Annotated in this window: 21 protein-coding genes, 1 pseudogene and 1 riboswitch; of the genes and pseudogenes, 9 read left to right on the plus strand and 13 right to left on the minus strand. The window is 41.3% G+C overall.

The features are described 5' to 3' along the window. The first annotated feature begins 2 nt into the window (after nt 1-2). The 4 genes from QVP90_RS03880 (at nt 3) to nrdG (ending at nt 6,073) form a co-directional block, all read left to right on the plus strand. Nucleotides 3-1,877, plus strand: a complete 1,875-nt coding sequence (locus QVP90_RS03880; protein ID WP_005933274.1) for a DUF3857 domain-containing protein — start codon at nt 3-5, stop codon at nt 1,875-1,877. A gap of 60 nt (nt 1,878-1,937) precedes the next feature. Then, on the plus strand, nt 1,938-2,588 hold the full coding sequence (gene trhA / locus QVP90_RS03885) for a PAQR family membrane homeostasis protein TrhA (RefSeq protein WP_025819004.1): 651 nt from the start codon (nt 1,938-1,940) through the stop codon (nt 2,586-2,588). A gap of 126 nt (nt 2,589-2,714) precedes the next feature. Further along, nucleotides 2,715-2,900: riboswitch (cobalamin riboswitch) on the plus strand. A 93-nt stretch (nt 2,901-2,993) separates the two neighbouring features. Next, nucleotides 2,994-5,387 carry an anaerobic ribonucleoside triphosphate reductase gene (locus QVP90_RS03890; protein ID WP_005933279.1) on the plus strand — a complete coding sequence of 798 codons (2,394 nt, stop codon included), beginning with the start codon at nt 2,994-2,996 and terminating at the stop codon, nt 5,385-5,387. 194 nt (nt 5,388-5,581) lie between these two features. Beyond that, on the plus strand, nt 5,582-6,073 hold the full coding sequence (nrdG, locus tag QVP90_RS03895) for an anaerobic ribonucleoside-triphosphate reductase activating protein (RefSeq protein WP_005933281.1): 492 nt from the start codon (nt 5,582-5,584) through the stop codon (nt 6,071-6,073). 395 nt (nt 6,074-6,468) lie between these two features. On the opposite strand, the pseudogene QVP90_RS03900 reads toward nrdG, so the two are convergent. From QVP90_RS03900 to QVP90_RS03915, 4 genes and pseudogenes are all read right to left on the minus strand, one after another. Next, a pseudogene (locus QVP90_RS03900) lies at nt 6,469-6,756 on the minus strand (HAD-IA family hydrolase); the annotation flags it as partial. 265 nt (nt 6,757-7,021) lie between these two features. Further along, nucleotides 7,022-8,110 carry a 2-aminoethylphosphonate--pyruvate transaminase gene (locus tag QVP90_RS03905; protein WP_021935707.1) on the minus strand — a complete coding sequence of 363 codons (1,089 nt, stop codon included), beginning with the start codon at nt 8,108-8,110 and terminating at the stop codon, nt 7,022-7,024. Further along, a complete protein-coding gene (phnX, locus tag QVP90_RS03910) occupies nt 8,107-8,901 on the minus strand; it encodes a phosphonoacetaldehyde hydrolase (RefSeq protein ID WP_005933286.1) in 795 nt (264 codons plus the stop codon). The genes QVP90_RS03905 and phnX overlap by 4 nt, the downstream gene beginning before the upstream one ends. A gap of 44 nt (nt 8,902-8,945) precedes the next feature. Then, nucleotides 8,946-10,283: a DUF5690 family protein gene (locus QVP90_RS03915; protein ID WP_021935708.1), complete on the minus strand. Its 1,338-nt coding sequence runs from the start codon at nt 10,281-10,283 to the stop codon at nt 8,946-8,948. 189 nt (nt 10,284-10,472) lie between these two features. Between QVP90_RS03915 and QVP90_RS03920 the strand changes: the two genes are divergently transcribed. Further along, on the plus strand, nt 10,473-11,351 hold the full coding sequence (locus QVP90_RS03920; protein ID WP_005933291.1) for a hypothetical protein: 879 nt from the start codon (nt 10,473-10,475) through the stop codon (nt 11,349-11,351). A gap of 107 nt (nt 11,352-11,458) precedes the next feature. On the opposite strand, the gene rseP is transcribed toward QVP90_RS03920, so the two are convergent. The 7 genes from rseP to tsaB all read right to left on the minus strand — a co-directional run bounded on the left by rseP (nt 11,459) and on the right by tsaB (nt 18,286). After that, nucleotides 11,459-12,811: an RIP metalloprotease RseP gene (gene rseP / locus QVP90_RS03925; protein WP_005933294.1), complete on the minus strand. Its 1,353-nt coding sequence runs from the start codon at nt 12,809-12,811 to the stop codon at nt 11,459-11,461. Between the two features lie 8 nt (nt 12,812-12,819). Beyond that, nucleotides 12,820-13,998, minus strand: coding sequence for a 1-deoxy-D-xylulose-5-phosphate reductoisomerase (locus tag QVP90_RS03930; protein ID WP_021935709.1), 1,179 nt, complete (start codon nt 13,996-13,998; stop codon nt 12,820-12,822). A 2-nt stretch (nt 13,999-14,000) separates the two neighbouring features. Further along, nucleotides 14,001-14,861: a M23 family metallopeptidase gene (locus QVP90_RS03935; RefSeq protein ID WP_005933300.1), complete on the minus strand. Its 861-nt coding sequence runs from the start codon at nt 14,859-14,861 to the stop codon at nt 14,001-14,003. Nucleotides 14,862-14,938: 77 nt separating this feature from the next. Continuing rightward, nucleotides 14,939-15,478 carry a ribosome maturation factor RimM gene (gene rimM / locus QVP90_RS03940; protein ID WP_007482394.1) on the minus strand — a complete coding sequence of 180 codons (540 nt, stop codon included), beginning with the start codon at nt 15,476-15,478 and terminating at the stop codon, nt 14,939-14,941. Next, entirely contained in the window at nt 15,475-16,779 is a 1,305-nt protein-coding gene (gene murA, locus QVP90_RS03945) for a UDP-N-acetylglucosamine 1-carboxyvinyltransferase (protein ID WP_005933305.1), read from the minus strand. Before murA ends, rimM begins: the two co-directional genes overlap by 4 nt. A gap of 154 nt (nt 16,780-16,933) precedes the next feature. Then, entirely contained in the window at nt 16,934-17,548 is a 615-nt protein-coding gene (locus QVP90_RS03950) for a DUF4290 domain-containing protein (protein WP_005933308.1), read from the minus strand. Nucleotides 17,549-17,596: 48 nt separating this feature from the next. Further along, complete coding sequence (gene tsaB, locus QVP90_RS03955) at nt 17,597-18,286, minus strand: tRNA (adenosine(37)-N6)-threonylcarbamoyltransferase complex dimerization subunit type 1 TsaB (protein WP_021935710.1); 690 nt, start codon at nt 18,284-18,286, stop codon at nt 17,597-17,599. 478 nt (nt 18,287-18,764) lie between these two features. On the opposite strand from tsaB, the gene QVP90_RS03960 reads away from it, so the two are divergent. The 3 genes from QVP90_RS03960 to nadD all read left to right on the plus strand — a co-directional run bounded on the left by QVP90_RS03960 (nt 18,765) and on the right by nadD (nt 20,968). Then, a complete protein-coding gene (locus QVP90_RS03960; RefSeq protein ID WP_044094143.1) occupies nt 18,765-19,643 on the plus strand; it encodes a YicC/YloC family endoribonuclease in 879 nt (292 codons plus the stop codon). Nucleotides 19,644-19,756: 113 nt separating this feature from the next. Continuing rightward, nucleotides 19,757-20,323, plus strand: coding sequence for a guanylate kinase (gmk, locus tag QVP90_RS03965; RefSeq protein ID WP_021935711.1), 567 nt, complete (start codon nt 19,757-19,759; stop codon nt 20,321-20,323). Nucleotides 20,324-20,389: 66 nt separating this feature from the next. After that, nucleotides 20,390-20,968: a nicotinate (nicotinamide) nucleotide adenylyltransferase gene (gene nadD, locus QVP90_RS03970; protein WP_021935712.1), complete on the plus strand. Its 579-nt coding sequence runs from the start codon at nt 20,390-20,392 to the stop codon at nt 20,966-20,968. Between the two features lie 220 nt (nt 20,969-21,188). On the opposite strand, the gene QVP90_RS03975 is transcribed toward nadD, so the two are convergent. Beyond that, nucleotides 21,189-23,774 carry a thiol protease/hemagglutinin PrtT gene (locus QVP90_RS03975; RefSeq protein WP_021935713.1) on the minus strand — a complete coding sequence of 862 codons (2,586 nt, stop codon included), beginning with the start codon at nt 23,772-23,774 and terminating at the stop codon, nt 21,189-21,191. Between the two features lie 139 nt (nt 23,775-23,913). Between QVP90_RS03975 and QVP90_RS03980 the strand changes: the two genes are divergently transcribed. Next, nucleotides 23,914-25,491 carry a T9SS type A sorting domain-containing protein gene (locus QVP90_RS03980; protein ID WP_005933320.1) on the plus strand — a complete coding sequence of 526 codons (1,578 nt, stop codon included), beginning with the start codon at nt 23,914-23,916 and terminating at the stop codon, nt 25,489-25,491. Between the two features lie 14 nt (nt 25,492-25,505). Here QVP90_RS03980 and QVP90_RS03985 read toward each other — a convergent pair whose 3' ends face one another. Then, nucleotides 25,506-26,558, minus strand: a complete 1,053-nt coding sequence (locus QVP90_RS03985) for a metallophosphoesterase (protein ID WP_007482385.1) — start codon at nt 26,556-26,558, stop codon at nt 25,506-25,508. Between the last annotated feature and the right edge of the window lie 107 nt (nt 26,559-26,665).

A 26,665-nucleotide genomic window follows, 5' to 3' on the forward strand; every position in this document is an offset into this window, starting at 1 on the left:
TTATGATAAAAAACAGGTTATACAACAGTATTCTGACGCTTCTGCTATTCCCTTTCGTTGTACAGGCACAGGCAGACACCGATCGGAATGCTTACTCCATCGTACAGGATGCCACGACAGAAATTATTTGTGAATCAACTTCCAGTGCCTTGCGTAAAGAGAGTTACACCATCACGATTCTAAATGAAAAAGGACGGGATACAGCACACTTTTTTTGTGTATGCGACAAGTTCACCTCTCTCCGGAAATTCTCCGGAGAAATAACAGATGCCAATGGTAAAGTTATCCGTAAAATAAAAAAGTCGGACCTGCAAATGTCAGAATACTCTTCAGGACTAACCAGTGATGACTACACCTATTACTATGAATGCAATCTTCCCCGCTACCCCCTGACCATAAAATACGAATGGGAGGTGAAGTACAAAGACGGATTAATCTGCTATCCGACATTCAGACCTCAAAAAGCCTACAACCAGTCGGTAGTAAATGCTACATATCGTCTCTATACCCCTGCCGGCAATCCGGCCCGCTACCGGATGGTAAACATGAAAACCGAGGTAAAACAGGAGGTAACATCTAAAGGAGATATCCTGACCGAAGTATCCTCAGGACCGATGACAGCCATCGAATACGAGCCGTTCGGCTTATCTTTCGCCGAACGGCTTCCCCGTATCCATTTCTCACCCAAACTTTTCACTTTCGACGGAACACAGGGCGACATGAGTTCCTGGCAATCTTACGGTATCTGGCAGAATAGCCTGCTTACAGGACGCGACCAATTGGCAGAGCCCATAAAACTGAAATTACGGGAACTGACAGCCGGTTGTAATACTCCACGTGAAAAAGTGCAGGCAGTCTATAATTACTTGGCCGAAACCACTCGTTATGTAAGCATTCAATTAGGAATCGGCGGCCTGCAACCTATCGCCGCTTCCGATGTCTGCCGGGCAGGATTCGGTGACTGTAAAGGATTATCCAATTACACCCACGCCATGTTGAAGGAACTGGGTATCCCGTCTGTTTATACTGTAATCAGTACTGACAACGAACGGCTACTGCCTGATTTTTCCAGTGTCGATCAAATGAATCATGCCATCCTGCAGGTTCCGCTCCCGGAAGATACGCTTTGGTTGGAATGCACCAATCCGCAGCTACCATTCGGATATGTACATAGCGGTATTGCCGGACATGATGCTCTATTGATTACAAAAGAAGGAGGGATTATGTGCCGCCTGCCCTCCTATCCCGATTCGTTAAATACGCAAACAACTAACGCTTCTGTCACTCTCACTCCTACCGGAGGAGCAAAGATAAAAGCCAGCGGAATCTCTCGTTTGTTTCAATATGAAAGTATGGCAGGTATCACCAGGCTCGAACCGTCACACCGGAAAGATTATTTACGTTCCGGCATCAATCTGATACAGGCTAATATAAACAATATACAAATCAACGAAGCCAAAGAAGTCATTCCCATGATCGATATCCAATATACGATCGAAACGGAACAATACGGAAATAAAACAGGAAATCGATTGTTTATCCCGGCCAACATCTTCCGTAAAGGATTTACAACGCCCGATCTTAAACAACGTGTACAGGATATCCATATAAATTACGGCTATTTGGATACAGACAGTATTTGCCTGCAAATACCGGAAGGATATACTATCGAATCTCTCCCCAAGACTTGCCAAGTAACAAGCAGCTTCGGAAGTTTTAGTTCTTCCTTAATGATAAAGGACAAAGAAATATGTATCATACATCGCTTATTGATGCACCGGGGAATTTATCCTAAAGAGATTTATAAAGATTTTCTTGAATTCCGTAAACAGATAGCGGCACAATACAGCAGCAAAATTATTCTAAAGAAAGAATAAGAGCCTGTTGTTTTGGAAAAATGGAGTACCTTTACAACCGAAACCAATAAAGATACGACATTGAACAATCATCGATATACACATGGTGAAGAGCTCGCCAACACACTGAGTCATGGAGCCGGTATTCTGTTAGGAATCATAGCAGGATACTTCTTATTGATAAAAGCAGCCGCAGGCAACGATCCCCACTGGGCCGTTGCCTGCGTTTCTGTCTATTTGGCGGGAATGTTATCCTCTTATATCAGTTCTACCTGGTATCATGCTTCCGCTCCGGGAACGACGAAAGAATTATTACGGAAATTTGATCACGGAGCCATCTATCTGCACATTGCAGGTACCTATACCCCTTTCACCTTGCTGGTGATGCGCAATGCCGGCGGATGGGGCTGGGGCATCTTTGCATTTGTCTGGTTATCCGCCCTTATCGGTTTTATCCTTAGTTTCAAAAAACTAAAAGAACACAGTAATCTGGAAACATGCTGCTATGTCGGAATGGGCGCCTCCATCCTGATAGCATTAAAACCGCTAATGGGCTGTCTTTCAGAAATAGGGGCATCCTCCGCCTTCTGGTGGCTCATCGGTGGAGGAGTATCTTATATCATCGGAGCCATATTCTATTCATTGCGCAAACCCTACATGCATTCAGTATTCCATCTCTTCTGCCTGGGTGGCAGTATAGGTCATATTATTGCAATTTGGTTGATCTTATAAAACTGAGAACCTGTTTAAGTTTTCCTCTTAAAAGTTTTCCAAAACGGAAAACTTTCTGTATCAAGAAGAAAGAAAAGTTTCCCGAATTTTAATGTTAAAAGCTAACCAACCTACAAGTAATTCTACTATCTTTGTCCCCGTTCCGGAGCTAAAAAGAGGTTTAGTCAAAAGGGAACGCTGTGCAAATCGGCGACAGTACCCGCTGCTGTAATTCTCTGAGAATCCGCACACTATGCCACTGCGAGTTTCATCGTGGGAAGGCGTTGCGAAGGAGAGATAAGTCAGAAGACCGGCCGGACAGATTTACCATTTCACGATTGACGATCGATCATCAGAGTTACGCTAATCGTAAATAGTAAATTATCTAATTGTTTAATTTATAAATTACTTTCGGGAGTTAAAGTTATGAACTACGCTGAAATTTGTATCATCAAACGTGATGGTAAAAGAGAAGATTTCTCTATTAGTAAGATCAAGAACGCTATAAGCAAAGCGTTCAGTGCCTCCGGTATCACTGACGAGCAACAGCTCGTAGCGGATATTACCATGAATGTCATCAGCCGCTTTTCCAATCCTACCATCACTGTAGAAGAAATTCAAGACTTGGTGGAAAAAGAATTAATGAAAGTACGGCCCGAAGTTGCAAAAAAGTACATCATCTATCGCGAATGGCGTAATACGGAACGCGATAAAAAAACACAGATGAAGCATGTCATGGACGGAATTGTCGCTATCGACAAGAATGACGTGAACTTGAGCAATGCCAATATGAGCAGCCATACTCCGGCAGGTCAAATGATGACTTTCGCTTCAGAAGTGACCAAAGATTACACGTATAAATACTTACTGCCCAAGCGATTTGCAGAAGCACATCAATTGGGGGATATCCATATACATGATCTGGACTACTACCCTACAAAGACCACTACTTGTATCCAGTATGACATGGACGATCTTTTCGAACGTGGATTCCGTACCAAAAACGGCAGCATACGTACCCCGCAAAGCATCCAAAGTTATGCCACATTGGCAACTATCATCTTCCAAACCAATCAGAACGAACAACATGGCGGACAAGCCATCCCGGCATTCGACTTTTTCATGGCAAAGGGAGTAAATAAATCATTCCGCAAACACCTGAGTTCTTTTATCAGCTTCTATATCGCGATGGAAACCAATACCGCAGTGGAAGAAAAAGCAATCCGCGCCTTGATCGAAGAACATCTGCCCTCTATCAAGACCAACGAACTGGAACGTGAAACACTGCGCATGGCACTCACCGCCCTTCAAATCAATATAGACAAGGAACATCTGGCACGCGTCATTGAAAAAGCTTATCAGCAAACCCGGAAAGATACCCATCAGGCTATGGAAGGTTTTATCCATAATCTGAATACAATGCACTCGCGCGGAGGCAATCAGGTGGTATTCAGCTCCATCAATTACGGAACGGATACTTCCGCCGAAGGACGCATGGTGATTGAAGAACTGTTAAAAGCTACTATCGAAGGGTTAGGCACCCGTGGAGAAGTTCCGGTATTTCCTATTCAGATATTCAAAGTGAAAGACGGAGTATCCTATTCGGAAGAAGATTATCAGAAAGCAATGACGGATTTTGAAGCGGCCGAAGAAGGACGCATGACTTTCAGCGCTCCTAATTTCGACCTGTTCTTAAAAGCTTGCCGGACTACCGCAAAAGCACTGTTCCCCAACTTCATGTTTTTAGACGCCCCGTTCAATCAAAACGAAAAATGGAATATCAACGATCCGAAACGATATCGTTACGAATTAGCAACGATGGGCTGCCGTACCCGTGTATTTGAAAATGTGGCCGGAGAAAAGTCTTCATTAGGACGCGGCAATCTTTCATTCACTACTTTAAATATGCCCCGTCTCGCTATTGAAGCCCGTATCAAGGCAGAAAGCATCATCGAAGACAAGCGCAACCAAGATGCCATCGAGTTGAAAGCTAAAGAAATATTTATAGAGTCGGTACATGAAACAGCCACCTTGGTAGCTGATCAGCTTTATGCCCGCTATCAATACCAGCGTACGGCATTAGCACGTCAATTCCCATTCATGATGGGTAATGATGTATGGAAAGGAGGAGGTGCATTAAACCCGAACGAAGAAGTAGGAGATATTTTACGTAGTGGTACGTTAGGTATCGGTTTTATTGGCGGACACAATGCAATGGTAGCACTCTACGGTCAGGGTCACGGTCATAATGATAAAGCATGGAACACCCTGTACGAAGCCATCATGGAAATGAATAAGGTAGTGGACGAATATAAAGCGAAGTACAACCTGAACTATTCTGTACTGGCAACTCCCGCCGAAGGACTATCCGGTCGCTTCACCCGCATGGACCGTCGTAAATACGGAAAAATCGAAGGAGTAACCGACAATGACTACTATGTGAATTCTTTCCACGTGGACGTAAAAGAACCTATCAGCATTGTAGAGAAAATCAAACGTGAAGCTCCTTTCCATGCCATCACACGCGGAGGGCATATCACATATGTAGAATTGGACGGTGAAGCGCAAAAGAATGTAAGGGCCATTGCCAAGATCGTAAAAGTAATGCATGATGAAGGCATCGGCTACGGTTCCATCAACCATCCGGTAGACACTTGTCACAATTGCGGCTACAAAGGGGTAATTTACGATAAATGTCCGGTATGCCAAAGTGAGAATATCCTGCGCATGCGCCGCATCACCGGATATCTGACCGGAGATTTAAGCTCTTGGAATTCCGCTAAAAGGGCAGAGGAAAGAGACAGAGTAAAACATTTATAAAGCTTTCAGCTTTATAAGTTGAAAGTTGAGAGTTGAAAGTTGTCATGAGGCCTTATTTTAGTTGAAAGCTTTTTATAGTTGAAAGTTGAGAGTTGAAAGTTGAAAGTTAGCTGCGCTGCCACACTGCATAGTAACTTTCAACTTTCAACTCTCAACTTTCAACTATAAAAAGCTTTCAACTAAAATAAGGCCTCATGACAACTTTCAACTCTCAACTTTCAACTTTCAACTTATTATACACCTATCCCGAAACAATAGTTGATGGTGAAGGCATCCGATATTCCATTTATTTAGCCGGATGCAGTCATCACTGCCCCGGATGCCACAATCCGGAAAGTTGGAATCCGTGCGCGGGAGAGGAACTGACGGAAGAACGCATCATGGAAATTATCCGTGAGATAAATGCAAATCCATTATTGGATGGAGTTACTTTCTCCGGAGGTGACCCTTTTTATAATCCCGAAGCATTTTTTCTTTTGGTAAAGAGAATTAAAGAAGAGACTCATCAAAATATCTGGTGCTATACGGGATATACCTACGAAGAAGTACAGGCACATCCCAGATTAGCAGCCGCACTACCTTATATTGATGTTCTTGTAGAAGGACGATTTATACAAGCGCTCTATTCCCCTCATCTGGAATTCAGAGGAAGCAGTAATCAAAGAATTATCCGGCTGCATCGCTAAAAAAATTCATTTTTCAAGAGGTGTAAAAACAGAGATATCCATCCTCCTGTCTTTTTCTATTTACAAAATAAAACAACAATTTATTCTTACCGACTCAGGCCCATTGTAAAACATTAAAAACGAAGGACTAATTTCTCTACGAAGAACGGCCTGTTTCTCGTAGAGTTTCGGATCGTTCCTCGTAGAGTTTCGAATTCTTTCTCGTAGAGGGAAAACAGTAATTATTAAAACATTAATTCACAACACTTTACCGAGTTCCTTATTTGTTGTATATTTTCATTCCGTATCACTCTGTCAGACTCCTCTTCACATATCATATATAATTACATTCCAGAGTTTTATTCCGCATATAGTCCGATACAGAACCTTATTTACCGACGCAGGAAACAGTAACTTTACAAACCGGATAATAACCGGGACAATTCTTCCCGCCAGTCAACACCATTCTTAGGCTTGAACGTATGCATGCCCAACTCCTTACCGATGCGTACATTCGAATCTCCATCGTCTACGAAAAGAGTTTCCGAAGGTACCATCCCACTATCTTCCAACATATGATAAAAAATTCCCTTATCCGGTTTTGTACAACCTAACTGATAAGATAAATACAACTTGTCGCAATAATCCGCCAAAGACTTTCCCTGAGAAGAAAACTCCGGACTGCATGCCCATGACATCACAAATACAATATTCTTTATCATAACATCTCATGAATCTATTTTGTACAAAGGTAAGACTTATCCACCTAAAAAGCAGTAGATAAAAGCTTGATCTTCATCAAAAAAGAGGATACTGCATTCTTTCACCAAGTATCTGTTTCTATCTTAATCCGGCATTATCTTGAGAGCTGTTTTGAATCCCGGCCGGTTATCCGAAAAAACTCAGCCGGAATCCTTGTTTACCTAATCTCTGTTCTGTATCTGGAGAAAAGTTATATCCTTCTCTCCCTTAATATTCGGTCTCTTTCACTGTCTCTACCAGCCGTTTGAAATCTTCCGGGTATACATCTCCGATATTTCCGATACGGAAAGTATCTGCCTTTGATATTTTTCCCGGATAAATAACGAATCCTTTGGATTTCAATGCCATATAGAATGATTTGAAATCAAAACCAGCCTTTGGATAAAGAAAAGAAGTGATGATAGGAGATTGAATGGCATCTTCAAGTAATGTTTTAAAACCCAAAGAACGCATTCCGTTTACCAATATCCGGTGATTTTCGCAATAACGGGCATAACGGGCTTCTACCCCTCCCTCGGCAATCAACTCCGTCAACGCTTGCTTGAATGCACGCACCACATGAGTGGGAGATGTAAAACGCCATTTTCCATTACCTTTCTCCATCGTTTCCCACTGATCATAAATATCCAAAGACAACGAACGGGCGACTCCTTTACAGTGCATCAATTCGGAACGGCGAGCAATGATAAAACCGAATCCGGGAACCCCTTGAATACATTTATTGGAACTGCTGATTAAAAAATCAATGCCTAATTCATGCACATCCAAAGGTATACCTCCAAAACTACTCATACAATCCACGATCAACTTTTTACCATGCATTTTTACCACATGAGAAAGTTCTTTTATCGGATTGAGAATACCGGTAGTAGTTTCGCAATGTACAAAAGCCACATGCGTAATATCAGAATTATTACTCAGATAGTCATCCACATACTCCACAGAAACCTGTTCCGTTTCCTCAAAGGCAAGCATGTCATAATCCAGATGATAATATTCGGCAATGTTCCCCATACGATCGCCATATGCGCCATTACTGCAAATCAATAATTTGTTATTCTTACCGATAGTAGCCCCAATCACAGCCTCTACACAATAAGTACCACTTCCCTGCAGAAGTACGGTAGTATATTCTTCGGGAGTCTTGGTAGCTATTCCAAGCAGTTCTTTACGCAATTCCTGAACAATATGTAAGTTATAATCTTCATCCCAAGTACACCAATCGGTCATCATGGTTTCTTTTACACTATCTGAAGTTGTCAACGGTCCGGGAGTTAATAATAAATATGGTCTCATAATGTATTCATTTTTAAATTTATAGTTTGAATAAGTGCTGGTAATTCTTCGATATTACGGATTACATAAGAGGCACCGGCTTCAAGCATACGGTTTCTTACCTCAACCATACGATCCTCTAGTTCATCGGCAGTCAAGTTATCTGTTTCCTCCTCAGTAAGTCCCATTTCATTACTGCCGAGAATGACGCCCACACTCCACACCTTGGCATTCACACCCTCTTTTATATCAGCGATCGTATCACCCACTTTCACAACCGTATCGAGACAAGGAACACCGAGTTTAATCATATTCTCAAAAATCATATAGGGAGCCGGACGCCCGGCAGGAAGAAAATTCGGAGTAGCGCAATAATCTACACAGTATCCTTTCGCTAAAGCAGCAGGAAGAACAACATCCATCATTTCACGGGTATATCCGGTAGTAGAACCGATTTTCAAACCTTCGGTACGCAACTTTTCAAGCGTAGGGATAACACCGGGAATAGGATCGGTATACTCTTCCAAAGAAGCAAAAAGATATTCCTCAAAAAGCCGGTTCAATTCTACCACATCTTCTTCGGCCCAGCTACGCTGATAACGGGATATGAACTGTTCATTCACCTCGGGCATTGTCAACAATTCACGGATATGCTGGATTTTAGGTAATCCCATCGGCTTACGAGTCTGTTTCACATCGATAGAAAGCCCTTTCTCTGCAAAAGCCTTCATAAAAGCGGCTACCGGAGCAAAACATCCGTAATCAACTGCCGTTCCGGCCCAATCCATAATTATACATTCGATTTTCTTCATTCTTATTTCTATTTAAATATTTATTTAATCATCGTTTTTCCAGTTCATCCGACCAAAAGAGACGAATGATCGAGAGAATATTTCTTCTGTTCATAGAAAGGAACTGTTTTTCTGTATCGTTGCCAGAGATATATCAAGGAGATTGTAAAAGCCACGCAACAAACGGCACCCACCGTTCCCGCCATCGTATTATAAAATTCGAGCCAATTAAGATCCGGATTAAAGAACTCCTTGCAGACCAATACCAATACCGTACCCGTATATCCGATGGAGTCGATCATTGCAATAAAGAATCCCACATTTCCCTTTATCCGGAAACACGCGATGAAACGGTCAAAGAAAATAGTCTGGAAACTAAGATAAGAAAAATAAAGGCAAAGACTTTGGATAAACAGCCAGACCAACGGCGGAAGCTGTAAACTATCATAATTGAAAGCAACAAAGCTCAAGGTCACCGCTCCTATGATGACCATCACCAATAAGGCGGATAATACTTTTATATGACTTTTCATCAACGCCAATGATGCAAATACAGCCAGAATAATCAAAGTCACCACACCATCTACTTTGGCAAATGCCCATGAAGAAAGACCGGCAGCATCGACATTGATAATCTTCACTAAAAAATCCTCCTTCACATCTTGCAGTACAGTCAAAAACAAATTTGCAAAAAAGAGAATTGTCAATACAGGAGCAAAGCTACGGAACACCTCCCATCGTTGCTTATTGTTCAGTGTCACCCTCTCTACACGTTGCGCCCGGTCTTCGGCCGTTGGTTTGGGAAGATTATTAAGAATACATCCCAGCCCGGCAAGCAAAGGTAAAGCAACAACACCGATCAATGCAGGCATCCAAAATTCGCTCACACCAAGTGTATTCACAACAAAAAGACCGATTGACTTGGCAGTCCCGCTACTCACTGCAATGCTCAATCCGAAAAGAGAGGCCAACAAATCGGTAACCCGCCTCCCTTCCAGGAAACTAAAAATAACACCCCACATACATCCTAAAGAAAGACCGTTGAAAAACAGAGCCAATACATTCAACGGACGGGGCAAACATCCGAAAAGCACCAAAGAAAGTTCGGCAATGAATACGGAGACAAGAATAAATTTCAAACGTCCTTCTCTTTTCAGTTCGGAAATCAACTTAATTCCTATGAATTTAGATACCATATAGCCAAATATCTGAATAATACTGGTCGCGATTTTATAATCCATCCCGAACAATTCCATTCCATCAAACGTGGCAGCAGTAAATGGTTTGCGCAAAGCATAGACTAAGGAGTAAGAAAGTAAAGCCGCACCTCCGGCATAGAGAATAAACAGGATATCGGAAATTTTTCGTTGTGCCGATGGCGATAGTTTTTCTTTGAAATTCATATGTATCATTTTTTGTTTCCGGTGCAAAATTAGGACAGGCACACAAGAACAAAAATGAATTTATAGGATTCATTTCATTTATATTCATACCCCCTTTGATAGAAACATTAATGTAATATTCATGCAACAAAAACATAACACAACCGTGTTTAATTTGCAACAAAAATCAGTATAAGCATTTCAGAACAGATGAACGAACTCATAGAAATCTACAAACGAATAGAATATCTCCGGAATAACGGAGTAAAAATGAAAGATATTGCAGACCGGATAGATATGGCTCCCAGTGTACTCTCTGCTTTATACTCAAGCGTACTTCCCACATATATGGAATTGCTACACACACATACTTCCGAAGAGGCACTGGACGAAGCGTTGGCACTTGTAAACAACGTATCCAAAAAACGCCTGCTCGGTAATTTAAACTCCACAAAGTTGCTTCTCATGGAAATGGAACCGGAACATCGGGAAGACGCTTCCGGAAACCCATTGCTGAAACTATTGGAAGAACAGATGAAAGAATCTGTACAGGAAGTATTCAATTACAGTGGCATTTACTTGAGCTACAGCTTGTCGTCCTCCACAGACAGTCTGAAAATAGAGCCGTATATTATCTGTGCCTCAGACAATAACGGCTATGTAAAAGTAGGTATGATCAACGCATACAAATCAATACATTGGGGCAGCGGTATTATCAATAATCATCAAAACTCCTATCTGATATTTAATGAACGCGATCTGCCGCAATTCGCCATGGTAACCATCTATCTGCAACTCCCGCATTACGAATATCCCAATATGCTGAAAGGACTGTATTTATGCCTGGATTACAATCATAACCCAATCGCCCGCCGGATTGTAATGATGAAACAATCAGACAGTACCGCCATTAATGACTTCTTGAAAATGGAAGGAAAAATTGTACCACGGGCCGAACTGACTCCCGAACTCGAAGTATATTACAACTATACCTGCCAAAAAGGTGACTATATAAAAACATGCACCGTACCTTCACCACAACTCAATGAATCGGATCTGGAAAGAGAAAAGAAAATGCTACAAATATAAAGCCCCGTTTCAATACCCCATCAAACGACAAATCCCACAGAGTTTTTCTATACGGAAATTTACTCTGTGGGATTTGTTATTCGATTTCTGTTAAATCGCTCTCTGTTTTAAAAGAAGAATCTCAATACATCATTGAAATTAGCCCATATCAACAACCCGAAAAGCAAGAACATGCCTACCATTTGCGCATATTCCATGAATTTATCACTGGGCTTACGGCGGGCTACAATCTCATAGATAAGGAATAATACATGCCCACCATCTAATGCCGGAATAGGCAGAATATTCATAAATGCAAGAATTATGGATAAGAATGCCGTCATATACCAGAACTGATGCCAGTCCCAAGTAGCCGGGAAGATACTTCCGATTGTACCGAAACCACCCAATTGCTTGGCTCCTTCTTTAGAAAAAACATATTTCATATTTCCAACATACCCTTTCAAGGTTTTCACCCCTAACTGCACACCGGCCGGGAAGGATTCAAAGAAACCATATTCTTTAGTCACCATCGGCATTACACGACTCAGAGACCGCGCATAGACACCGATACGAAAAGTGGAATCGGTACTCATTGTCAACGTATCCATTACCCCTTTACGAACATAGGTCAATGTTATCTGACGGGGGTCGACTCCCTCCTTTTCCAGAGCAGCAGCGTTCTTCCTACGTTTTCCCATCTCTTCCAAAAATTCATAATAAGAAATGGGCGCTCCATTCAGGGCGATCACACTATCGCCCGGCATCAATCCTGCAAGAGCCGCTTGTGAATTAACCGATAAACTATCTACCACATAAGGCACACGATAATCGGCGAAACGCACACTATCGGCCATCAAACGCTGCATCATATCTTCAGGAATGTATACAGACACTTTCTGTCCACCGCGAAGCACGCTTACTTCACGCGCATCGGCAATCTGACTCAACAGATCGGCATCATAGCGAAGAAATTCAACACCATCGGCAGAAAGCAGTACATCACCATCCACAAAGCCCACAGCCTTGGCTGTTTCATTAAACTGCATTCCCAAAGGTGCCTCCTGTATCTTTATATACTGGTCTCCCCAAGTAAAAAGAATCATGGAGTAAATGAACAGCGCCAACAGAAAGTTGAAAAGTACACCACCCACCATTATCAACAATCTCTGCCAAGCCGGTTTAGAACGAAATTCCCACGGTTTTTCAGGTTGTTTCATCTGTTCGGTATCCATCGACTCGTCTATCATCCCGGAGATCTTGACATATCCTCCCAACGGCAACCAGCCAACAGCATATTCAGTATCACTCTTCTTGGGTTTGAACTTAAAAAGAGTGAACCAAGGGTCAAAGAATAAACAAAACTTTTCGACCCGTACTTTAAAAAGACGGGCAAAGAGAAAATGTCCCCCTTCGTGTATAATAACAAGCAGCGAAAGGCTCATTATCAACTGGAGGGCACGAATTAAAAATGTTTCCATCGGTTTATTTACAATTTACAATTTACAATAAATTCGGTAGCTATGCGGCGAGCCTCTGCATCGGTTGCCACATAGTCATCATAAGTCGGGACCTGTACAAATGAAGCACGTCCCATTGTTTGTTCAATTACATCACTCATGGCAAGGAAGCCGATTTCATCACGCAGAAAAGCGGCAACCACCATTTCATTGGCAGCATTGACAATACAGGGCATGTTTCCACCACGGTACATCGCTTCATAAGCTAAAGAAAGATTACGGAAACGTTTCGTATCAGGCTGCTCAAAAGTAAGGCTCGTACACTTGGCAAAATCAAGCCGGTCGAATGAAGAGCAAACACGGTCGGGATATGAAAATGCATATTGAATGGGCAAACGCATATCAGGCATACCCAACTGCGCCTTCACGGCACCGTCTTCAAATTGCACCATCGAGTGAATAACGGATTGCGGATGTACCACCACCTCTATCTGACCGGGTTGTACCCCGAACAACCATTTTGCCTCAATCACCTCGAAACCTTTATTCATCATCGAAGCCGAATCGATCGTTATCTTAGCCCCCATCTCCCAGTTCGGATGCCTTAACGCCTGAGTTTTGGTTACCGTCTGCAACTGTTCCATAGTATAGGTACGAAACGGACCTCCGGAAGCAGTCAATATCACTTTTTCAATCGGATTTCCCACCTCTCCGGCCAAACACTGAAAGACTGCGGAATGTTCGGAATCCACAGGCAGGATAGGGGTACGATACTGCTGTGCCAACTCATTGATCAACTCGCCTGCCACCACCAGCGTCTCCTTATTGGCCAAGGCGATAGCTTTACGGGCACGAATGGCATTTATGGTCGGCTTCAATCCGGCATACCCTACCATGGCTGTCAGCACAATATCCACAGGACCGGATTCTACTATCTGACACACTGCTTCCGCACCGGCATATACCTTGATCGGCAAATCACTTAACGCCTCTTTCAACCGGCTGTATTTCTCTTCGTTGGCTATAACAACCGCTTCGGGCTGGAATTTCCGGGCCTGTGCAATCAGTAGGTCCACTTTATTGTTAGCTGTCAACGCATACACCTCGTACAATTCGGGGTGCTCTTCGACTACCTGCAGGGCTTGCGTACCAATAGAGCCCGTAGAGCCAAGAATGACGATTTGTTTCTTTTTAATTTCCTTATTCATGGTTAGAATACAATGTACTTTTCGGGATTTACTGCACGCCCTTTGTGCCACAATTCGAAATGCAAATGAGGCCCCGTAGTAAGAGTTCCGCTATTCCCCACCAGAGCAATCGCTTCTCCGGCCTGCACTTTATCCCCTTCGCGCTTCAATAAAGAGCCGCAATGTTTATAAACGGATACAAAATCCTGATTATGCTGCACTTCTATCAAATAACCCGTCTCGGCAGTATAAGTACTCAATATCACCGTACCATCCAGCGTAGCAAGCACGCTTTCATTGGGATTGGCGGCAATATCCGTTCCATAATGTCTCTTTTCGGCATCAAAGTGATCAGAAATCATCCCACGCGTAGGACGATAAAAAATCAGTCCGTTCACATCCGGTTGTGAAGTAATGGAAGTAAGGTTATATTTTTCAGTTTCCTCGTATTTACGGCGAAATTCTTCCTCACGCTTGGTGCGTTCCATAAGAGTATCTTTACGCATAGCTGTCAACGTATCCATACTTTGCACAGAATCGATCCGCACTTTCCCACTGAAAATATCCTGAATATTCATTATATACAGATTTTGCCTGTCGACCAACTGTTGCAGAGAATCCACGCGCAAAGCGTTTTCTACAACCTGTGCACGGACTTCACTGTTCATATATCCGGGCAGATAGTTGCGTAAAGGGGTAAAAGTAATAATGACGGCAGCTATTACAAAAAGAAACGTCAATACAGAAAGCAATACCGAAAGGCCGTTCAGTTTAGATACACGAAGCCCCACTACCTCTTCAAGAGTATTCTCGTTGATGATAGTGAGTTTATACTTGAACTTTATATTGTTCCAAAAGGCTTTACTACGTTTCTTCTTTGGCATTATTTCATCGTATAGCGTACAAATGTAAGCATTTCACTAATTCTTTCTATTACAGATTACACAGATTAACACAGATTTTATTCTTCTTCAAGTTCGTCAAGATTCAATAATCCCTCCGGTAGATCTACTGTAATAAGTCTATGTTTCTGATCGATACCGACAATAAACTCCTCTTGTGCAGGTACTAACAGTTCTTCCCCGTCAGAACATTCTACTACAAAAAGGGTATTGACCGTAGAGTTGTCTACCTCCACCACTTCACCCAATACACCATGATTCACATCCTCCATGCGAAAACCGGCAAAGAAGTTCCAGGAAAGCTCTCCCGAGTCCGCTTCATCTACATGCCCTATCGGGAAGTAGACATCCACATTCGTAAACATACGGGCACGTTCGGCCGTATCCACCCCTTCAAGCTTTACCAAAGCGGTAGAATCCGAACGAAAACGATATTCTTCCATAAAAAAGGGAACGAAAATACCGTCAAGCAGACAAATAAGGTAGTCGCAATCGGCACGATCAAAAATATCGTCCGTAAAGGTGAATGACAATTCACCGTGTATACCATGAGGTTTATTGAAAATTCCTATTTTATATACTTCTTCTTTTCTTATCATATACGCGTTATTCTGGCACCGATAGCATTCAGACGCCCTTCAATATTCTGATACCCCCGGTCTATCTGCTCGATATTATGAATACGGCTGATACCTTCTGCACTCATTGCAGCAATCAGCAACGCAATACCGGCACGAATATCGGGTGAAGTCATATTACCGCCACGCAATTTAAACCCGTGGTTGTGTCCGATGACAACGGCACGATGCGGATCACAAAGAATAATCTGTGCACCCATATCAATCAACTTATCCACAAAAAACAAGCGACTCTCAAACATCTTCTGATGAATCAGCACACTGCCTTTGGCCTGAGTAGCCACCACCAGCAACACACTGAGTAAATCCGGTGTAAGGCCGGGCCACGGAGCATCGGCAATAGTCATAATAGAACCGTCGATGAATGACTCGATCTGATAGTTCTCCTGTGCAGGAACATAAATATCATCCCCACGCTGTTCCAATTTGATACCCAAACGACGGAAACTTTCAGGAATGATGCCTAAATTTTCATAAGAAACATTCTTTATGGTAACCTCACTTCTTGTCATGGCAGCCATACCGATAAAACTGCCTACCTCAATCATATCAGGCAATACGGTATGTTGTGTTCCATGCAATTCTTCTACTCCTTCAATCGTGAGAAGATTGGAAGCAATGCCCTTGATTTTCGCCCCCATCCGGTTCAGCATCTTGCAAAGTTGCTGTAAATAAGGCTCACAAGCAGCGTTATAAATAGTGGTCGTTCCCTTTGCCAGCACAGCAGCCATCACGATATTGGCCGTTCCTGTCACAGAAGCCTCATCCAGCAGCATGTAAGTTCCTGTTAGCCTATCGGCTGTGATCTCATAAACACCCCGTTCGTCATTATATCTAAAATCCGCTCCCAAGCTTTGAATACCGACAAAGTGTGTATCCAACCGACGACGACCAATTTTATCTCCTCCCGGTTTAGAAATCATTGCCTTACCAAAACGGGCAACCATCGGACCGATCAACATCACCGAACCACGCAAACTGGAACATTTCTTTAGAAACTCATCACTTTCCAAATAAGCGAGATCCACGTTTTCCGCCTGAAAACTATACGTATCGATTCCCTCTTTTGCAACCGTAACTCCCATATCCCTCATCAATTGAATGAGATTATTGACATCCAGAATATCGGGAATATTATTTACCGTCACTTTTTCTGCCGTAAGCAACGTTGCACAAATAATCTGCAACACCTCGTTCTTAGCACCTTGCGGATGGATATCTCCGCACAGCTTGTGCCCTCCTTCAATTACAAATGAAGCCATGTGGTTAGTAGTTAGTAGTTAGAAGTTAGTAGTTAGTAGCTGGAAGTTAGTAGTTAGTAGCTGGAAGTTAGTGGTTAGCAGTAGTTCAAACAACATGCTACATAGATTCTATCTCCTAACTACTAAATTCTAACTACTAATTACTGACTACTAATCAATACTTCCTTCTCTGATTATTATTCCGATTATTATTGTAATTCACTTTCGGACGATAATTCTGTGCAAGCCGTTCCGCCATCAAACGAATAATGTCATCATCCATCCGGAGCTTTCCTCCGGAAAGTTCATCCAGATCTTCGGCTATCTTGCGGTCATCTACCGTATCTTTATTCCAAGCCATATAATCCTTCTTCATATGATTACAAATAAGAGCAACCAGATTTCTCTTCTCATCGCCTTCCGGAAATTCGCATGCTTTCTTTATCAACACCTCCAGAGTACGGCCATAATGACGATAACGCATTTTGGTACTGGGATAAGGGATCGAATCAGGCTTCGTACCCAAATTCTCTTCACGAATTATCTCGTAAGGATATTTTATATCCAGTTTAAAATCAGCCATGATAGCTAAATGATCCCATAGTTTATGCTTGAAATCGGGTACATCTCTCAAATGAGGAAACATATTCCCCATAATATTGATGATAGTATTTGCACAACGTTGACGCTCTGCCGGGTCTTGAATTGTCAATGCATGATCTACCATATTCTGGATACTCCGCCCATACTCGGGAAGCGGCATTCTTTTCTGTTGAGTGTTATACTGCATATAAATGAATTAAAAAATTAAAGAATTAAAGAGGGAAAAACATAAACTCTACAATAACTTTTTGGGAAGAGAAGCCACAAACTCTTTCAGATAAAAAGGCTCAAAATAAGCCACATCCTTATAATCTTGCTTTGCCATCGCCTTATCAGCGAGCGGAAACATCATTTTGGCCAACGGATGAATATCATCGATAAAGTACGCATTCGGATGCGTTATCTTTTCCCGGCACTTGGCAGCACCGTTACCGAAAAAATAAACCGGATGCTCATTCAATATATCAAGATAAGAATTCTCATCAACAATATCTGCCGAAATATCGCGCACCACATTCAAGGCACGATCATAAACAGCTGCGTATACCTCCATCCGGCGGGCATCGATCATCGGGCAGAGATAAGCGTCTTCCGGCAATTCATGATATAACAATACCGGAACACACAACACCTCCAGTGTCGGTATACCTATCAACGGAACATTCCGTCCATAACAAATCCCCTTAGCCATCGAAACTCCGATACGAAGCCCCGTATACGATCCCGGACCACAACTCACTGCTACCGCATCCAACGGAATAGCATGACTATCGATAAACGACAAAGCCTCGTCAACAAAAACCCCTAATGACACAGCGTGTGAAGGACCTTTCATGTCTTCCTGCACAAAAATCGTCTGTCCGTCTTCACTTACCGCTACCGAACACACAGCAGTAGAGGTCTCAATATGTAAGATACACGACATAATTTTCAGATTATTAAATTGATGCAAATTTAGCTGATTATTTTCAGATTACCACATTGTCGCATAAATTAAAGCATATTTCAGTTAAAATTCATCGCATAAACAAATCTTTTATCTATCTTAACGCGCTATTTTATAATAAATAAAATAAACAACATACAAACATCACATGGGTAACCTGCGCTGTAGTACTATATATCTTCTTCGTACTTGGGAATAATCGCTTCCTTCGCACAACCTCCGAAAGATTGCTCAGTTAAACAACAGATCCGCACAAACGAATCGGCCTGCTACTTGACCTCAAAAGTGTGACTGAAGGAGAGATTACTTAATTATACATATACCTAAATATTCAATATAAATTTCCTTTTCAATAATAGATTAATTTGCTATTAGATTAGAGAAGCTACACATTTTTCCCTTTTTGAAGCAATAATCTTAAAATAATCTCTTACTTTTGCAGAAAACAATCGATTTTATGATACAATCCATGACGGGATACGGCAAAGCAACTGCCGAACTTCCCGAAAAGAAAATAAATGTAGAGATCAAATCGCTCAACAGTAAGGCAATGGATCTGTCGGCCCGCATTGCTCCGGCATACCGTGAAAAAGAGATGGAGATCCGCAATGAAATATCACGAACTCTGGAACGTGGGAAAGTAGATTTCAGCCTCTGGGTAGAAAAAAAGGAGAGTGCAGAAAGTGCCACACCCATCAATCAGGCATTGGTAGAAGGCTACTATAAACAAATAAAAGACATTGCCGATAATCTCAGTATCCCGGTCCCTACAGATTGGTTTCAAACTCTGCTCCGCATGCCGGACGTACTAACTAAGACCGAGACACAAGAATTGACCGAAGAGGAATGGACCACTGTACATGCGGCTGTTCTGGAAGCAATCGGCCATTTGGTAGATTTTAGAAAACAGGAAGGTGCCGCACTGGAAAAGAAATTCCGTGAAAAAATAGCCAATATCTCGCATTTACTGGAATCTATCACGCCCTATGAAAAAGAACGTGTCGAAAAAGTCAAAGAGCGCATAACAGATGCTCTCGAAAAAACATTGAGCGTAGATTACGATAAAAACCGTCTGGAGCAAGAACTTATTTATTATATAGAAAAGCTGGACGTAAATGAAGAGAAACAACGTCTCGGCAATCATTTGAAATATTTCATCAGCACCATGGAAAGCGGTAGCGGACAGGGCAAAAAATTAGGTTTTATTGCACAGGAAATGGGCCGTGAAATCAATACATTGGGCAGTAAATCCAATCATGCAGAAATGCAAAAGATCGTAGTTCAGATGAAAGACGAATTGGAACAGATAAAAGAACAGGTACTGAATGTAATGTAAATCGGTTATAAATTATCAAACTACGGATGGCAAGTAGTATCTGGACTCAAAGAAAGACAGTTTCTTGCTCCTTTCGTAGTTTGTAATTCCTAACCGGCAATTAATAAAGCGCTATGAACGGAAAATTAATCATCTTCTCCGCTCCATCAGGTTCGGGCAAATCTACCATTATCAATTACCTGCTGAAGCAGAATTTAAATCTTGCATTTTCTATCTCAGCAACCAGCCGTCCACCACGTGGTGAAGAAAAACACGGAGTGGAATACTTCTTTCTTTCTCCCGATGAATTTCGCCAACGTATTTCAAACAACGAATTTCTGGAATATGAAGAAGTATATAAAGACCGTTACTACGGCACACTGAAAGCCCAGGTAGAAAAACAATTGGAAGCCGGACAAAATGTGGTGTTCGACGTGGATGTAGTAGGTGGATGCAACATAAAGAAATTCTATGGAGACCGGGCTTTATCTTTATTCATCCAGCCCCCCTGTGTAGAAGAGTTGCGCCGTCGTCTTATAGGGCGTGGTACAGATGCCCCGGAAGTGATAGAACATCGTGTGGCGAAAGCAGAATATGAATTAAGCTTTGCTTCCAAATTTGATAAAGTCATTATCAATGATGATTTGGAAGCAGCAAAAGCAGAAACCCTAAAAGTTATAAAAGAATTTCTAAATAAGTAGCCCTCTCTCCATCAATAAACCTTCTTCTTTAGCGGATATTTTATTAATAATCCCTCAGCAGCGATTATGAAGAAATTAAAAACCGGAATTTTCAGTGGCTCTTTCAACCCGATTCATATCGGACACCTTGCCTTAGCCAATTATCTTTGTGAGTTTGGTGAGGTAGATGAAGTATGGTTTGTGGTGAGTCCTCACAACCCGCTAAAGAAACCGGTCGACTTATGGCCGGATGAGTTACGTCTCCGGTTAGTGCAGCTTGCCATCGGAGACTATCCGCACTTCCATGCCTCCGACTTTGAATTTCATCTTCCCCGTCCTTCTTACACAATACATACACTGGACTGTTTGAAAGAAACTTATCCCGATCGGGAATTTCATCTCATTATCGGCTCGGACAACTGGCAAAGATTCGGTTGTTGGCGCGAATCAGAACGGATTATTGCCGAAAATCAATTACTTGTCTATCCCCGTCCCGGATATCCCGTAAATAAAGACTTACTCCCAGCCAATGTGCGCATCGTCAACCCGCCTACTTTTGAGATAAGTTCTACTTTTATCCGGTATGCTTTGGCGGAAGGAAAAGATGTACGTTATTTCCTTCATCCGGCAGTTTACGAAGAACTTCACCGGCAAAAACAAAAATAAATCAGTTCTATACCAAGAACGGGAAACACCATTCACTAAAATTCTCTGTTCTGTTCAGAGTCTGTTCAAATTCTGATCAATATTATTTTGAAAGGAAAATTCAAACAAGAACTTAATATCGTTCTATTTTCCAATAAGTAAAAGGGTATCAGAAGCTGACCTTAACTTCCAATACCCTTCAAATGTGATGCAAAAGCCACTTAAAGCGACCTTTTTTATATCATTTCTTCATCCACTTGCAATGCCGTATTCCTTGTGTCGTCCCGGCTTGAATCATATAAAGTCCGGAAGGTAAGTCACCTATCTGAATTTCAGTCTTATCACCGGTGACAGAAACGGAACGTACTACTCTACCCGATATATCTATCATTTTTACAGTTTCTATTTCACAATCGGCCTCAAGGCACAATATATCCTGATCCTCATAACAAGAAAGAACAGACGTTTCAACTACAGTTTCTTCAATTCCTGTATCCTGAATTATTCTGAATGTCGTCCGATTCAGAAACTCCGGTAATAACGCATCTGCATACTGCCCATCTACAGAAGCCAGTAAAACACCATATTGACCTACTGGATAAGTTAATCTATGAACGATTTGTATTTCCTTTGTTTCATTCTTTTCCAAAGACAATTCTACAACATTGGAGTTGCCTACAACCTGATTCTGGTCAGTAAAAAAGATCAAAGCGAATGAGCCATCGCCATATCCACCACTATTTTTTATCTTAGAAGTAACAACAATATTACTATTAGGATAAATATTGTTAGAACCATCCTGAGCAACCGCCGTTACCGAGCTCCATAATTTATAAACCGGATCGGCTGGTTCATCCAATATCGTAGCATCAGTTACCTTAAATTCATTAGGTCCGATGGCATCCCACCATCTATTACTCCATGCATTATCAACATCGCAAACAACCACGACGTCATAGTCACCAGGACTTACTTCAATAGCATCGGTGCTATACTCAAATGTACGGGTAGCTCCCTTTGGAATACGCGTAGGGAACATACCTACATATTGACGTTCTTTCTCCTCGTCAAGACTCTTCTTTTGCAATAAAATACCCATATAAGAATAGAACTCTTCACCGTCATTTTTCACGGTCACCCGGAAAGTGGCTTTCCTACCCTTACATAATTTCGTACTTATTATTTCCGGCTTTTTCACCATACTCAACAGGGGTTCAAACTCCGGTTTTACGTAGCTCACCTTATTGTCTGTCACTTCCACAATATGATAATTCGGATAGTTGACTGGCGTAAGCATAATAGTATAGTTCGAAACACCATTTTCTTTTTGTGCTACCAACAACCGATAGGTACCATTCTCTATTGAAGATGGAATAGAAAACTCGTCGAAAGTGAACCCTTTTGTTCCACCTCCCAAAGGACTAAGTTTAGTTACGGCAGTACTACTCAAAACTGTCAATAACGTTTCATCTTTATAAAGTCCTAAAATCACCTCACCGGTAAAGCTCTGCAAACCATAGTTAAAAAAGCCGATGGTTGCTTTATTGGTTCCTTCCCGAGCTGTTTCAGTCTCCTGCATATTAAAAGTTCCGTTCAACTGTACACGTGCCAGATGGGTAGAAGATTCATTCGGCGGCTGAATACCGATCAATATGGCCTGATAGTGGTTATAAGCTCCCATTCCGCTACCAATACCCAAATCTTGCGGTTCAAGTGCCGAAATCTGATAATATCCGTTGCTAATGCCTCCCCACCCCCAATTAAAATGAAAGAAACCATTGACATCATAACCATCACACACAAATGCGTGCCCTCCGCTGGGGCCTTCACCAAAATAAAGGATAGGACGTTTCTCATTTAACTCAGCCTTCAGAAAATCCGACCAGTCACTCTCGTTAAAATGAGTACGTTCTATATATTCCAAATTATTATCATATGAAAAATAATTTTTAAGACCGGTAGCAATATCCTTGGCCGTTGCACCACTACCTTCAACACTATAATCCATATTACAAGATACCCCCACATGATAAGACAATATAGCGGCAGCTTTTGCTTGCGCCTCACTATATTTTCCATTATAATCACTCAACATATTGACCCAATCATAAGTAGTATTGCTAAAGTCGACGCTTAACCGTTTATTCAAAATCTTACAAGTATAAGTTTTGGTTCCTTTACCTTTTAAAGGATAATTATAATATTTCATGATCTGAGCTGCTGCCGTAGCTACACAACCGACAGGAGCAGTCATACTGTAATTTTTATCAAAAGGACATTCGTTATTAAAGGGTGCATCTTGATTCCAAACAATATCACCCAACAAAGGCTCTACAACTGACGTAGTCATAGTGCGTGTAGTTATATCACCAGCATAAGGACTTACCATACCAGCAATTTCCGGAACAGACGGAACTTCCGACAGACGTGCAATCTCTATATCATAACCACTAAGCCATTGCCGTACCTGCAAAGGTTGATTTTCCAAACCAAAAGAACCAGTCAATGAATAAGCCAATATTGAACGGGCACGATCATCAGCAGCTACAATCACAAAACCTCTGTTATTATCGGCATTGAATACATAGTAAGTCGGCAATCCCAAACTTGAAACAGCACGCGTATCCTTACTATCAGCAGGTATAACAGATGTATAAGCCAAAGTCAACACAGACGAGGTTGTACGTGTGTTACTTCCACGATCAGAAGTCACAGAAGCAAAGAAACGATTCGCTAAACCGAACGCTTCCTCAAGTGTAATTTGTTTGGCACACAGATTTTGAAAAAAGAAAGATAGAAATAACAGAAAAGCGTAATACTTTCTCATAAATTCATGATTTATTAATTTTTTTTGCAAATATATGAAAATATGACACGGTAATTGATATTATTAAATGTTTTTTTGTTTCCTTTGCGCAAATAACAAATATAACAACATGAAATTTTCATTTTAAAAAACAAAGCGTATGAAAAACTTTACTCTTTTACTTATTAGTGGTCTTTTATATTCGGGGCTCAGTTATGCTCAAACGGACCAAATTTATACCCGTCCCAATGAAAAGACAGCAAAAGCTCCGGAAAAAAAGATAAGCCAATTCATGAAACCGGTAAACAAAACGACAAGAAATAATGATAATAGCATTTGGAGGCCTAAAACAGAAGTTTGCTTCGCATGTGATCCGGAAGACGAAAGTGACGAAATTACATGGTATGAAGATAATATCATTCAATATACTTATGATAAATATGGAAATGTAACTGTCTTCGAACAAGAATCAGTAGAAGCAGAAGAAGGGGAAAAACGAAGCAGAACATTTATAAAATACAATGATAATCAAAAGGTTATCGAGCGTATAGAACAACATGAAACCGATGGGATACTCGTCAATCATCAAAAAACAGAATTCGATTATGACAATATAGTGACGGACTTTGTTACGCGCAGAGCTACCTATAATTGGGATGAAGTAAAGAATGAATGGGTAAAAAACTACGAACATAAAAAACTGATAACAAGAGACAGTAATAATAACATCACCCAGATTTTAGTGAAATTACTCAATTATGATGGAGAATCATACATAGATCGCGAACGTACGGATATAATTTACGATGAAGTCACCGGTAAGGCAAAAACATGGATTAATTCTACCAATGATTATGGTGATGGCATGCAAGAAGGTATAAAATACGATAATATTGTATGGGAAAATACCAACGGACAAATTATAGAAACAAATGAGCAATTTGTAACAGGCAATAATCGGATAAAAGAAGCAAAAGTATTTAAAGGAGGAAAAGAAGTAGGTACATACAAAACCGTTTTCACAGGTAAAGAGGATTTTGAGTGTACCATTAATGTAACTCAAACAAATAGCGATTCAGAAGAAGAATATGTTTCAAATGTACATACTTATAAAATATTAAATGAAAATGGAGACCAACGCGAAGAACTTATTTATAAAGTAGACGCTAATGGGGATGGAGTATTTACAAACGATGAAATAGTAGAACAACAGTATTTGATCTGGAAATACGATGATAAAGGAAACCAGATCATAAGTGCAGGATTCTTCCCTATGGAAGAGGAAGAACCGGTAGCAACTTTTACAGCAAGTCCAGTAACACCTGATCCGGGATGGGAACAAACAGATGGAGAAATGACAGAATATACTTATAACGAATACGGTGAAATTGTCTCCAGAGTTGTTTATATGTGGTTTTACGAACCGGGAGCCAGCCAGTATCTCCCCATGGAGAAATATGTTTCAAGTGAATTCTTGGATGTTTCTACCGGAATGAAAACCACTCAGAGTAAAAACGGAAAACTAACTTACGTTTTCAACAAAGATGGAGAGGTAGAATTCCGTATGGAAGGTATGAATAGTTATGCTATCTGCAACATAAATGGTAACGTTATTGTGAATACAAAAACAAAGAATGATACCGAGACCGTATCTATCGCTGATCTACCAGCCGGATTATACATCTTGAAAATAATTGGAACAAAAGGTACAGAAAACGTAAAATTCATGAAAAGATAGCACAATCGGATTATTTATTGTTTCAACCGGTATAAAGTAATTATCACTATTTCGGACGGAGCGCCGATACGGATATTTTTATTAGAAGTCCCGATGCCATTGGTTACAATCATCGGGATTTTTGCTGTATTATACTTCAATCCCGTGAGGAAACGACTTCCATAATGTGAAGGTATAATAGGAGCATAACCAAAAATACGTACCTGCCCGCCATGAGTATGTCCGGCTAAGGCAAGATCTGTATTTGCCACAGAGACATCCTCTATGTAATCGGGAGTATGAACAAGCAGAATCACAAAATCTTCAGGAGCAAGCCCAAGCGTCGGACACTTACCGTTCTGTTTCAAGTCGAAAGGATTGCGCACACCGGCAATCAGTATCTGCTGTCCATTTTTCCGCAAAGTATCTACTTTATGTTCAAGCACATGCATACCATAACGTTTCATTTCACGGATAATATCTTCATGACAACGCTCATAATCATTATTGCCCATTACTCCATACGTTCCCATCGGAGTTTTCACTTTGGCCAAAGCTGCAAATAATTCGGGCACATATTCACAACCTTCCTGATAGTCACCTCCCATGAGCAATACATCGGCTTGCTGAGCTATGAGAAGCCGGACAAGGCCATCCAAATCTTTCTCTTTAAAAAGGCTTTTATAGTGAAGATCGGAAATAAAAGCAATACGGAAGCCATCAAAAGCCTCAGGTACATCTCGATGGGTAAAATCATATTTCACTACACGGTCGATACCTTTATAGACAGAAGATACGCTGATATTCGAATGAGTAATCAAAGTGCCCGGAGCTACTCCGGCAGGAACGGGAGAATTATGTGAAGCAGACTTGACCTGTTGCTTTTTTTTCTGTTTTTGTGTGCGCTGCAGTTCCTTGAGTTGCGAATGGTCGGGAGCAAACAAACCGGAAATAAAACCGCCCGTGTCCGGACGAAGCGAATCGACAGCCAACACAGGATAAGCCGGAGAGACAACCAAAGTTTTCTTCGACTTACAGGAAGAAAACAGGAAAGAGAGTAGAATCAGGAAATATGCTAACTTCTTCATATAATTAATAATAAATCAATGTGTCAATATGACAATGTGCCAATGCATTAATGTGTTAATATGACAATGTATCAATTACCTCCCGGTGGAATAACACACACCGATTC

Origin of the sequence: Bacteroides sp. CAG:189 (assembly GCF_000432295.1) — a bacterium.
GTDB classification, from domain to species: Bacteria; Bacteroidota; Bacteroidia; order Bacteroidales; family Bacteroidaceae; genus Bacteroides; species Bacteroides salyersiae.